General features: G+C 73.7%; 10 protein-coding genes and 1 riboswitch. Of the genes, 8 read left to right on the forward strand and 2 right to left on the reverse strand.

Annotated elements, in window-relative coordinates:
• The first annotated feature begins 184 nt into the window (after nt 1–184).
• The 4 genes from ABZ945_RS09055 (at nt 185) to ABZ945_RS09070 (ending at nt 5,112) form a co-directional block, all read left to right on the forward strand.
• Nucleotides 185–1,552: a pitrilysin family protein gene (locus ABZ945_RS09055; RefSeq protein ID WP_361266188.1), complete on the forward strand. Its 1,368-nt coding sequence runs from the start codon at nt 185–187 to the stop codon at nt 1,550–1,552.
• Between the two features lie 26 nt (nt 1,553–1,578).
• Complete coding sequence (locus ABZ945_RS09060) at nt 1,579–2,946, forward strand: pitrilysin family protein (RefSeq protein ID WP_361266402.1); 1,368 nt, start codon at nt 1,579–1,581, stop codon at nt 2,944–2,946.
• Nucleotides 2,947–3,173: 227 nt separating this feature from the next.
• Nucleotides 3,174–3,337, forward strand: a riboswitch (cyclic di-AMP (ydaO/yuaA leader).
• Nucleotides 3,338–3,349: 12 nt separating this feature from the next.
• Nucleotides 3,350–4,177, forward strand: a complete 828-nt coding sequence (locus tag ABZ945_RS09065; RefSeq protein WP_361266190.1) for a M23 family metallopeptidase — start codon at nt 3,350–3,352, stop codon at nt 4,175–4,177.
• A gap of 239 nt (nt 4,178–4,416) precedes the next feature.
• Nucleotides 4,417–5,112 (forward strand): GntR family transcriptional regulator, encoded by a 696-nt coding sequence (locus ABZ945_RS09070; RefSeq protein ID WP_361266192.1) that lies wholly within the window; start codon nt 4,417–4,419, stop codon nt 5,110–5,112.
• A 278-nt stretch (nt 5,113–5,390) separates the two neighbouring features.
• Here the strand turns inward: ABZ945_RS09070 and ABZ945_RS09075 are convergent, their stop codons facing one another.
• Nucleotides 5,391–5,672, reverse strand: a complete 282-nt coding sequence (locus ABZ945_RS09075; protein ID WP_361266194.1) for an HPr family phosphocarrier protein — start codon at nt 5,670–5,672, stop codon at nt 5,391–5,393.
• Nucleotides 5,673–5,832: 160 nt separating this feature from the next.
• Here ABZ945_RS09075 and ABZ945_RS09080 point away from each other — a divergent pair, with 160 nt between their 5' ends.
• From ABZ945_RS09080 to ABZ945_RS09095, 4 genes are all read left to right on the forward strand, one after another.
• Entirely contained in the window at nt 5,833–8,727 is a 2,895-nt protein-coding gene (locus ABZ945_RS09080) for a GNAT family N-acetyltransferase (RefSeq protein WP_361266196.1), read from the forward strand.
• Nucleotides 8,728–8,795: 68 nt separating this feature from the next.
• Complete coding sequence (locus ABZ945_RS09085) at nt 8,796–9,380, forward strand: DUF5998 family protein (protein ID WP_248631119.1); 585 nt, start codon at nt 8,796–8,798, stop codon at nt 9,378–9,380.
• Nucleotides 9,380–10,585 carry a nucleotide pyrophosphatase/phosphodiesterase family protein gene (locus ABZ945_RS09090; RefSeq protein WP_361266199.1) on the forward strand — a complete coding sequence of 402 codons (1,206 nt, stop codon included), beginning with the start codon at nt 9,380–9,382 and terminating at the stop codon, nt 10,583–10,585. The genes ABZ945_RS09085 and ABZ945_RS09090 overlap by 1 nt, the downstream gene beginning before the upstream one ends.
• Nucleotides 10,586–10,639: 54 nt before the next feature.
• A complete protein-coding gene (locus ABZ945_RS09095) occupies nt 10,640–11,290 on the forward strand; it encodes a thymidine kinase (RefSeq protein WP_361266201.1) in 651 nt (216 codons plus the stop codon).
• A gap of 30 nt (nt 11,291–11,320) precedes the next feature.
• Here ABZ945_RS09095 and ABZ945_RS09100 read toward each other — a convergent pair whose 3' ends face one another.
• The gene (locus ABZ945_RS09100; protein WP_361266203.1) at nt 11,321–11,884 is read right to left on the reverse strand and encodes a hypothetical protein; all 564 of its coding nucleotides are present in this window, start codon (nt 11,882–11,884) and stop codon (nt 11,321–11,323) included.
• Nucleotides 11,885–11,936 lie beyond the last annotated feature (52 nt).

Raw genomic sequence — 11,936 nt, forward strand, 5'->3', positions numbered from 1 at the left:
CACCCCGTACGAGGGAAGCACCGGCCGCCCGGGAACTTCGCCGGGTCCCGGTCCGCTTGCATACAGTGGCAGGACCTTGAGCAACGGCAGGGCACCTCGGGGCGTCGGACACCTCCGCGCACCCCGGCGGCCACCCCGCCGAGCAGGACTCTTCCACATCGCGATCGAAGGGACGTACATGCCCATGGGTCACACGGACGCCGCCCGAGCCGGCTCCGGCGGACTGACGGCGACCGAGCACCGACTGGCCAACGGCCTGCGCGTGGTGCTCTCCGAGGACCATCTGACCCCGGTCGCCGCGGTCTGCCTCTGGTACGACGTCGGCTCCCGGCACGAGGTCAAGGGCCGCACCGGACTGGCCCACCTCTTCGAGCACCTGATGTTCCAGGGCTCGAAGCAGGTCTCCGGCAACGGCCACTTCGAGCTGGTGCAGGGCGCCGGCGGTTCGCTCAACGGCACCACCAGCTTCGAGCGGACCAACTACTTCGAGACCATGCCCGCCCACCAGCTGGAGCTGGCGCTCTGGCTGGAGGCGGACCGGATGGGCTCGCTCCTCGCCGCGCTGGACGAGGAGTCCATGGAGAACCAGCGCGACGTGGTGAAGAACGAGCGCCGCCAGCGGTACGACAACGTCCCCTACGGCACCGCCTTCGAGCGGCTGACCGCCATGTCGTACCCGGAGGGCCACCCGTACCACCACACCCCGATCGGCTCGATGGCCGACCTGGACGCGGCCACGCTGGAGGACGCGCGGGAGTTCTTCCGCACCTACTACGCGCCCAACAACGCGGTGCTGTCGGTGGTCGGCGACATCGACCCCGAGCAGACCCTCGCCTGGGTCGAGCGCTACTTCGGCTCCATCCCCTCGCACGACGGCAAGCAGCCGCCCCGGGACGGCTCCCTGCCCGACACCATCGGCGCCCAGTTGCGCGAGGTGGTGGAGGCCGAGGTCCCGGCCCGCGCCCTGATGGCCGCCTACCGGCTGCCGCAGGACGGCACCCGCGAGTGCGACGCGGCCGACCTCGCCCTCACCGTCCTCGGCGGCGGCGACTCCTCCCGGCTGCACAACCGCCTGGTGCGCCGAGACCGCACCGCCGTCGCGGCCGGCTTCGGGCTGCTGCGCCTGGCCGGCGCGCCCTCGCTCGGCTGGCTGGACGTGAAGACCTCCGGCGGCGTCGAGGTCCCCGACATCGAGACCGCCGTCGACGAGGAACTGGCCCGGTTCGCCGCCGAGGGGCCCACCCCCGACGAGATGGAGCGCGCCCAGGCCCAGCTGGAGCGCGAGTGGCTGGACCGGCTCGGCACCGTCGCCGGGCGCGCCGACGAACTGTGCCGGTACGCGGTGCTGTTCGGCGACCCGCAGCTGGCGCTCACCGCCGTCCAGCGGGTCCTGGACATCACCCCGGAGGAGGTGCGGGCGGTCGCCGAGGCCCGGCTGCGCCCCGACAACCGCGCCGTCCTGGTCTACGAGCCGCTGGCCGCCGAGGCCGACGAGCAGGACGACACGAACGACAGCATCGGTGCCGAGCAGGAAGTGGGGGCGGACAAGTGAGTGAGACCGCCGAGTCCCTGACGTCCATGGAGTTCCACCCGCAGCCCCAGCCGGGCGCCGCGAAGCCGTGGGCCTTCCCCGCCCCCGAGCGCGGCACGCTGGACAACGGCCTGACCGTGCTGCGCTGCCACCGCCCCGGCCAGCAGGTCGTCGCCGTGGAGCTGTCGCTGGCCGCCCCGCTGGACGCCGAGCCGGCTGGACTGGAGGGCGTGGCCACCATCATGGCCCGGGCGCTCTCCGAGGGCACCGACAAGCACTCCGCCGAGGAGTTCGCCGCCGAGCTGGAGAAGTGCGGCGCCACCCTCGACGCGCACGCCGACCACCCCGGCGTCCGGGTCTCCCTGGAGGTCCCGGTCTCCCGGCTCGGCAAGGCCCTCGGGCTGGTCGCCGAGGCCCTGCGCGCCCCCGCCTTCGAGGCGGGCGAGGTCGAGCGCCTGGTGCGCAACCGGCTGGACGAGATCCCGCACGAGAACGCCAACCCGGGCCGCCGGGCCGCCATCCAGTTCTCCAAGGAGCTGTTCCCGGCCGACTCCCGGATGTCCCGCCCCCGCCAGGGCACCGAGGAGTCGGTGGCCGGGATCGACGCCGCCGCGGTGCGCGCCTTCTACGAGGCCCATGTCCGCCCGGCGACCGCCACCGCGGTCGTGGTCGGCGACCTGGACGGGACCGACCTGGACGCCGTCCTCGCCGACACCCTCGGCGACTGGACCGGGAACGCCGGCGCCCCGCGCACCATGCCGCCGGTGACCGCCGACGACACCGGCCGGGTTGTCATCGTGGACCGCCCCGGCGCCGTCCAGACCCAGGTGCTGATCGGCCGGGTCGGCCCGGACCGGCACGACCGGGTCTGGCCGGCCCAGGTGCTCGGCACCTACTGCCTGGGCGGCACCCTGACCTCGCGGCTGGACCGGGTGCTGCGCGAGGAGAAGGGCTACACCTACGGCGTACGGGCGTTCAGCCAGGTGCTGCGCTCCGGCCCGGAGGGCGTGGGCGCGGCGATGCTGGCCATCAGCGGCTCGGTGGACACCCCCAACACCGGCCCGGCGCTGGACGACCTGTGGAAGGTGCTGCGCACCCTGGCCGCCGAGGGCCTGACCGACCCCGAGCGGGATGTGGCGGTGCAGAACCTCGTGGGTGTGGCGCCGTTGAAGTACGAGACGGCCGCCTCCGTCGCCGCCACTCTGGCCGACCAGGTGGAGCAGCACCTCCCCGACGACTACCAGGCCCAGCTGTACGCCGCGCTCGCCGCGACGGGCACGGTGGAGGCCACCGCGGCGGTCGTCAGCGCCTTCCCGGTGGACCGGCTGGTCACCGTGCTGGTCGGTGACGCGGCGCAGATCAAGGAGCCCGTGGAGGCGCTCGGTCTCGGCGCGGTGACGGTCGTCCGCAGCTGACCCTCCCGTCCGGCCCACGGACAGGTCGATCCGACCTCTCGGCAAGCGGACCCCGGTACTCCGAAGTGGGTGCCGGGGTCCGGTCGTTTGTCCGGATTGGTAGGGAGGGGGCGGCTTGGCGGTGTGGCGTGCGCAACAAAAGGCCGAGACCATTTGGATATTGAAAGATCGGACGCTTAGCGTCTGATGCGCTGTCCGCCCGCTGCATCCGCCGCATCCGCGGCATCGGACAGCGATCGCCGAGTCCCCGTCAGGCGCGAGCCTGGGGAGCCGGGGACCCACAGTCCCCTGGGGTGAATCGGGTGCCTTCGCCGTTAGGCGGAGGGGCCCGTAGGAGACCTTCCTGCTCCGAACCCGTCAGCTAACCCGGTAGGCGAGAGGGAAGGAAAGGACCAGCCGCTTCATGGCGTTCACCCGTGCCACCGGGAAGCACCGCGCCCCCAGCCGTACGAACGTTCTGACCCGCAAGGGTGCGCAGGCCGCCGGTATCGCCGCGCTGGCCGGCGGTGGAGTGATCGGCTCGCTCGCCTCCCCGGCGTTCGCCGCCGACACGGAACTGCCGCACTCCATGCCGGATCTGGCCGATACCGGTCTGAACCAGGCCGTCACCACGGACGTCATCGCCGAGCGGGTCGGCGCCCAGGCCCAGGCCCAGCAGCTGGAGGCCACCGAGGACGCCGCCAAGGCGGACGCCCAGGCCAAGGCCGAGGCCGAGTCCATCCGCAAGGCCGAGCTCCGGTTCAAGGCGGCCCGTGACGCCAAGGAGCGCGCCGACCGCGAGGCCAAGGAGCGCGCCGAGCGCGAGGCCGAGCGCAAGCGGCTCAACTCCTTCCAGTCGCCGGTGGCCGGCTCGTATGTGAGCACCTCGTACCAGGCCGGCGGCGGCATGTGGTCCTCCGGCAGCCACACCGGCATCGACTTCCACGCGGCCTCCGGCACCCAGGTCGTCTCCGTGGGCGCGGGCACCGTCGTCGAGGCCGGCTGGGGCGGCGCGTACGGCAACAACGTGGTGATCCGGATGAACGACGGCACCTACACCCAGTACGGCCACCTCTCCCAGCTCAGCGTCTCGGTCGGCCAGAGCGTCACCCCGGGCCAGCAGATAGGCCTGGCCGGTTCCACCGGCAACAGCTCCGGCCCGCACCTGCACTTCGAGGCCCGCACCGGCGCGGACTACGGCTCGGACATCGACCCCGTGGCGTACCTCCGCTCGCACGGCGTCAGCCTCTGAGCCGCACGCCCCCGTACACCTTCCGAAGGCCCCGGTTCGATGGAACCGGGGCCTTCGTGTGCCACCAGGAACTGCCTGCGGAATTCGGCCGGTTCACCGGCCGGGGTGTCGCCGGGGTGTCGGAATTCCCGGCGGGCTGCCATAGAGTCGGGGGAAACGGGAACGGCCCCGGCATGAATTGCGGCCGCGAGGCGGGTGTGTTTCACGCGGCCCGCCGTGGATTACCTGGGAGGTTCGTGATGCGTGTTCCGGCGCACTCGGTGTGCACGGCGATCCGCGACGACATCATCACCGGAGTGTTCGAGCGCGGCGGCCGGCTCACCGAGGAGCAGCTCGCCCGCCGCTACGGCGTCTCCCGGGTCCCGGTGCGCGAGGCGCTGCGCACCCTGGAGTCGGAGGGGTTCGTCACCACCCGCCGGCACGCCGGCGCCTGTGTCGCCGAACCCACCGAGCAGGAGGCCGCCGACCTGCTGGAGGTGCGGCTGCTGGTGGAGCCACTGGGTGCCGCGCGGGCCGCCCGGCGGCGTACCGAGGCCCATCTGAAGGTGCTGCGCGGGCTGGTCCGGCTCGGGCAGGAGCGCGCCCGAGCCGGCCGGGGCGAGGATCTGCGGCCGCTGGCCGGCTGGTTCCACGGGACGCTGGCCCAGGCCTCCGGCAGCCCGGCGCTCACCGCGCTGCTCACCCAGCTGCGGCAGAAGATCGCCTGGATGTACGCGGTCGAGCAGCCGGCCCGGCCGGGGGAGGTCTGGGCCGAGTACGGCGCCATCGTGGACGCGGTGGCGCGCGGCGACGCCGAGCGGGCGCGGGCGCTGACCGCCCAGCACGTGGAGCGGCTGGCCGGCGCGCACCGGCTGCGGATCCCCGCGCCCCGGCGGCCCGCCGGGCGGGTGAGGACTTCGCAACATCCCGTCAACACCGTCGGCGTCCGCACTTAACGCGGGCGGCGTACAAACGGAGTCGGGACGTATACGAAGCCGGGTCGGCCGTATGCAGAAGCGAGTCGGCGTGTGCGCACCGGTGCCACCGGGAATCCCGGTGATTTCCCCTGCCTTCCCGCTCCTTGCGTGAACGCGCGGTAATTCTGCGGCGGAATGCACGAGGAAATTCCCGGTGTGGGAAAGGCGAAGAGCCGCACCCCTCGTGGTCGGGGAGGGTGCGGCTCGTTCGGTTCCGGAGCGGGCCCCGCTGGGGGACCCGGGATCGGAAGGGCGGGTCAGACGGTCTCGGGGGCCTCGTCCAGCCCCTCGGAGACCAGCTTCGCCAGCCGATCCAGGGCGGCGTCCGCGCCCTCCGCGTCCGAGGCGAGCACGACCTCCTCGCCGCCCTGCGCGCCCAGACCGAGCACACCGAGCATCGAGGCGGCGTTGACCGGGGCGCCGTCGCCCTTGGCGATGGTGACCGGGACGCCCGCCGAGGTGGCGGCCCGGACGAAGATCGCGGCGGGGCGGGCGTGCAGGCCCTCGGCCCAGCCGATGTTGACGCGGCGCTCAGCCATGGTGTTGCCCTTCGGGTCGTGCGGTGTCCAGGGTGTCTAGAGGTTGTCTAGACCAGTTGTCGTTCGTCAGTCTCTCATGCCCGCCGAGGTGCCCGCGCCGTGGCGGGGGTGCCGTCCCGGGGCTCTGTCCGCCAGGCCCCCGGGCCGTACCCTGGGGCCCATGCGGAAGCCGTCGGACCAGCAGGACCAAGGCCAGCGGGATGGGGAGCGGCCGGAGCACGCCTACCCCGACCACTGGGAGGCCGACGTGGTGCTGCGGGACGGCGGCACCGCCCGGATCAGGCCGATCGCCGCCGAGGACGCGGACCGGCTGGTCAGCTTCTACGAGCAGGTCTCGGACGAGTCGAAGTACTACCGGTTCTTCGCACCATACCCCCGGCTTTCGGCCAAGGACGTGCACCGTTTCACCCACCACGACTACGTCGACCGGGTGGGCCTGGCCATGACCGTCGGGGGCGAGTTCATCGCCACCGTCCGCTACGACCGGATCGACGCCGACGGCATGCCCGCGACCGCCCCCGCCGACGAGGCGGAGGTCGCCTTCCTGGTGCAGGACGCCCACCAGGGGCGCGGGGTCGCCTCCGCGCTGCTGGAGCACATCGGCGCCGTCGCCCGGGAGCGCGGCATCCGGCGGTTCGCGGCCGAGGTGCTGCCGGCCAACACCAAGATGATCAAGGTGTTCACCGACGCCGGGTACACCCAGAAGCGCAGCTTCGCCGACGGGGCCGTCCGGCTCCACCTCGACCTGGAGCCCACCGACCGCTCTCTCGCCGTGCAGCGCGCCCGGGAGCAGCGCGCCGAGGCCCGCTCCGTGCAGCGGCTGCTCGCCCCCGGCTCGGTCGCCGTCATCGGCGCCGGCCGGCGCCCCGGCGGAGTGGGCCGCACCGTGCTGCGCAACCTCCTGGACGGCGGCTACACCGGCCGGCTGTACGCGGTGAACTCCGCGCTCGCCGGCCCCTCCGCCCTCGACGGCGTGCCCGCCTTCCCCACCGTCGGCGACATCGGCCACCCGGTGGACCTCGCCGTGGTCGCCGTCCCCGCCGAACGGGTCCCCGAGGCCGTCGCCGACTGCGGCGAGCACGGCGTCCAGGGGCTGGTGGTGCTCTCCGCCGGATACGCCGAGCAGGGCGCCGAGGGCAGGGAGCGGCAGCGCGCGCTGGTCCGCCAGGCCCGCTCGTACGGGATGCGGATCATCGGCCCAAACGCCTTCGGGGTGATCAACACCGCCGACGCCGTCCGGCTCAACGCCTCGCTGGCCCCGCACCCGCCCGCCCCCGGCCGGATCGGGCTCTTCACCCAGTCCGGGGCCATCGGCATCGCCCTGCTCGCCGGACTGCACCGGCGCGGCGCCGGGTTGTCGGCCTTCGTCTCCGCCGGCAACCGCGCCGACGTCTCCGGCAACGACATCCTTCAGTACTGGTACGAGGACCCGGACACCGATGTGGTCCTGCTCTATCTGGAGTCGATCGGCAACCCCCGCAAGTTCACCCGGCTCGCCCGCCGCACCGCCGCCGTGAAACCGGTCGTCGTGGTCAAGGGCGGCCGCCACTCCGGCAGCGCCCCGCCCGGCCACGCCGTCCCCGCCACCCGTATCCCGCACACCACCGTCGCCGCGCTGCTCCGCCAGGCCGGGGTGATCCGGGTCGACACGGTCACCGAACTGGTGGACGCCGGACTGCTGCTGGCCGGGCAGCCGCTGCCGGCCGGGCCCCGGGTGGCCATCCTGGGCAACTCCGAGTCGCTGGGCCTGCTCGCCTACGACGCCTGCCTCACCGAGGGCTTGCGCCCGCTGCGCCCCCGCGATCTGACCACCTCCGCCACCCCGGAGGACTTCCGCGCCGGGCTCACCGAGGCGCTGCACGACGAGTCCTGCGACGCGGTGGTGGTCACCGCCATCCCCTGGGTCGCCGAGGGGTCGGACGGGCATCGGGGCGGCTACGGGGGCGGGGTGAGCGAGTCGGCGGACGGCGGCGAGGTACTGGCCGAGGCGCTGCGCCAGGCGGCCGCCACCGCCCCGGCCAAGCCGGTGGTCGTGGTCCATGTCGAGATGGGCGCCCTCGCCGACGCCCTGGCCTCCGCCACCAGCACCGCCCCGCCCCCGCCCGGGACACCCGAGGCCGCCCCCGCAGCCGTCCGTACGACCGAAACCGCTCCACCAGCAGCCCCCGCCCCGGAAGCCCCCGGCCACCGCATCCCCGCCTACCCCGCCGCCGAGCGGGCCGTCCGGGCGCTGGCCGAGGCCGTACGGTACGCGGGCTGGCGCCGGCAGGCCGCCGACCCCGGGCGCGTCCCCGAGTACGAGGGCATCGACGAGGGCGGGGCCGCCGCCCAGATCGAGCGCGCCCTGACCCCCGAGGTGGACGAGCGCGGCATCACGCTCACCCCGGAGGGCGCCGGCGAACTGCTCGGGCGCTACGGGGTCCCCGTACAGCCGGTGCTGCCCGCGCCCACCCCCGACGAGGCGGTGGACGCCGCCCGGCGGCTCGGCTACCCGGTCGCCCTGAAGACCACCGCCCCGCACCTTCGCCACCGCCCCGACCTCGGCGGGGTGCGCCTCGACCTGGCCGGCGAGGAGCAGTTGCGCACCGCCTACCGGGAGCTGACCGAGGCCCTGGGCAAACCGGCCGAGCTCCAGCCGGTCGTCCAGGCCATGGTGCCCCGGGGCGTGGACACCGTGGTCCGCGCCGCCATCGACCCGGCGGTCGGCGCCGTCCTCTCCTTCGGCCTGGCCGGCGCCCCCTCCGAACTGCTCGGCGACATGGCGCACCGGCTGGTGCCCGCCACCGACCGGGACGTGGCCGAGCAGATCCGCTCGCTGCGCACCGCCCCGCTGCTCTTCGGCTGGCGGGGCTCCGCCCCGGTGGACACCGCCGCCCTGGAGGAGCTGCTGCTGAGGGTGTCCCGGCTGGTCCACGACCACCCCGAGATCGTCTCGGTGGCCCTGGAACCGGTGATCGTGGCGCCCCGGGGCCTGTCGGTGCTCGGCGCCACCGTCCGGCTCGCCCCGGCCCCGGCGCTCGGCGACCTCGGTCCCCGCCGGCTGCCCAGCTACTGACCAGGCCCGCAGGGGCGCCGGTACACGGCCGTCCCGGAGCGCCACCGGCCCCCCGTAGGATGGTCCCCATGGCGAAGACCGGTACGACGACCCAGGGGCTGCGCGCGGCGATCGAGCGCAGCGGCTACTACCCGGCCCTTGTGGCCGAGGCCGTGGAGGCGGCCATCGGCGGCGAGCCGATCGCCTCGTACCTGGTCCACCAGGAGACCACCTTCGACGCCAACGAGGTCCGCCGGCATGTCACCGTCCTCGTCCTGACCTCCACCCGCTTCATCGTCAGCCACACCGACGAGCAGAACGCGGACACCAGCTCCCCGACCCCGTACGCCACCACCTCCACCGAGTCCGTCAAGCTCGGCCGGATCTCCTCGGTGGTGCTCAGCCGGGTGGTGGCCAACCCGGAGTCCTACGCCCCCGGCACCCTGCCCCGCGAGGTGGTGCTCACCATCGGCTGGGGCGCCGTCTCCCGGATCGACCTGGAGCCCGCGGCCTGCGGCGACCCCAACTGCGACGCCGACCACGGCTACACCGGCAACTCCACCGCCGACGACCTGAGCCTGCGGGTCAGCGAGGCGGGCGACGGACCGGAGACCGTCCGCCAGGCGCTCGCCTTCGCCCAGGCGCTCTCCGAGGCCACCGCGGCCACCCGCTGATGGCCCAGCCCGCCCACCCGGCCGCCGCCTGGCCGGACGACCCGGTCCCGCTCGCGCCGGCCACCGCGCCCGTCCCCGCCTACGGCACCGGTTCGCTCGCCGATCTGCTGCCGACCGTCGCCGCCGGTCTGGAACTGCCCGGCTTCCAGCCCCGGATCGCCGAGCTGACCCCGGCCGACCGGGCCTGCGTCTTCCTGATCGACGGGCTCGGCTGGCAGCAGATCCAGGACCACCGCGCGTACGCGCCCTTCCTGCACTCGCTGCTGGCCGGCTCCCGGGGTGGCACCGGCCGGCCGATCACCGCCGGCTTCCCCGCCACCACCGCCACCTCGCTGGCCTCGGTCGGCACCGGCCTCGCCCCCGGCGAGCACGGGCTGCCCGGCTACACGGTCCGCGACCCGGCCACGGGCGAGCTGATGAACCAGCTCCGCTGGAAGCCCTGGACCCCGCCGCACGTCTGGCAGCCGTACCCCACCGTCTTCCAGCTCGCCGACGCCGCCGGGGTGCACACCGCCCAGGTGTCCTCGCCGACCTTCGAGACCACCCCGCTCACCAAGGTCGCGCTCAGTGGCGGAACGTTTCACGGGCGGCTCACCGGCGAGGACCGGATGGACCTCTCCGCCGAGCTGCTCGGCGCCGCCGACCGCGCGCTGGTCTACACGTACTACAGCGAGGTCGACGGCAGCGGGCACCGCTTCGGGATCGACTCCGACGCCTGGCGCGGCCAGTTGATGACCGTGGACCGGCTCGCCCAGCGCCTCGCCGAGCAGTTGCCGCCCCGCTCGGCCCTCTACATCACCGCCGACCACGGCATGGTGGACATCCCCTTCGACGAGCGGTCCAGGATCGACTTCGACGAGGACTGGGAGCTGGGCGCCGGGGTCGCCCTGCTGGGCGGCGAGGGCCGGGCCCGGCATGTGTACGCCGTCCCGGGCGCCCAGGCCGATGTCCTCGCCTGCTGGCGGGAGGTGCTGGGCGAGCAGTTCTGGGTGGCCGGCCGCGACGAGGCGATCGCGGCGGGCTGGTTCGGGCCGGTGGTGGACGAGCGGGTGTACGGCCGGATCGGCGATGTGGTCGCCGCCGCGCACGACGACGTGATCATCACCGCGTCGGTCAACGAGCCCAACGAGTCCGCGATGGTCGGGGTGCACGGCTCGATGACCCCGGCCGAGCAGTTCGTCCCCCTCCTCGAAGTCCGCACCTGAGCCCCCGTCTCCCCTTCTCTCCCCCTCCCGTACGTGAAAGGCCGTCACCACCCCATGCCCGAGCTGGTCTTCTTCTCCGGCACGATGGACTGCGGAAAGAGCACACTGGCTCTGCAGATCGAGCACAACCGCTCCGCGCGCGGACTCCAGGGCATGATCTTCACCCGGGACGACCGGGCCGGCGAGGGCAAACTCTCCTCCCGGCTCGGCCTGGTCACCGACGCGGTGGAGGCCGGTGAGGGACTGGACCTGTACGGGTATCTGGTGGCCCATCTCTCCCAGGGCGGCCGCTGCGACTATGTGATCGCCGACGAGGCCCAGTTCCTCGACCCCGGGCAGATCGACCAACTGGCCCGGGTGGTGGACGACCTCGGGATGGACGTCTACGCCTTCGGCATCACCACGGACTTCCGCACCAAGCTGTTCCCCGGCTCCCAGCGGCTGATCGAGCTCGCCGACCGCATCGAGCAGCTCCAGGTCGAGGCCCTGTGCTGGTGCGGCGCCCGCGCCACCCACAACGCCCGCACCGTGGGCGGGCGGATGGTGGTCGAGGGCGCCCAGGTCGTCGTCGGCGACGTCAACCGCTCAGCGGAGGAGATCGGTTACGAGGTGCTCTGCCGCCGGCACCACCGCCGCCGCATGACCAGCGCCTCCGCCCGGGCCGGCGCCCTCTCCCCGGACGTGCTCCCGGTCAACGGCGGCTGACCTGCGCCGGTACGGGGATGGGGTGACCGCTCACCGGGCGGCCTCGCGCCGGTCGGCCGCCGCCAACGCCCGCTCGACCGAGGCCAGTCGGCGGTGCAGACGGCGCATGGTGAACGGGGTGGAGGACATCAGCAGGGTCAGCGACAGATACAGCGCGGCTGAGGGGTAGTCCTCGGACCGCAGTGAGATGACGCCGTTGAGCAGGAACAGTACGGCGGCGCCGGCCCAGGTCCACCGGTACCAGGTGTACCGGTGCTGGTCCAGACTGCGGCGCTGCCGGGCGACACTCTCGACCACGGCCGGCCGCTCGTACGGATCCTCCGGCAGCCTCCCGCGCCGGATCTCCCAGCCGATCCGCAGAAACCGCCCGGTGCTCAGGCCGAACCCCCGCGCCCGGCGGCCCTCCCGCACCCAGACCACGATCCCCGCCACCACCCCGAGCAGTAACGTTGCCCCGCCCATGATCAGCCCGGTGGCGAGCCGTTCGCCCGGGTCCCCGATCAGCGCGCCGACCACCACCCCGTACGCCGTCAGCCCCACCAGGCCCGACGCGAGCTGTGCCGCCGTCCGGCCTTTCCCGGTCGTCTTCCCCATCCCCACCCTCCGCATGGTCGGCCCTTCCCCGATCTCCGGCGCTTCGCCATAC

It is taken from the genome of Streptomyces sp. NPDC046887, from assembly GCF_040644755.1.
Lineage (GTDB): Bacteria > Actinomycetota > Actinomycetes > Streptomycetales > Streptomycetaceae > Streptomyces > Streptomyces lichenis.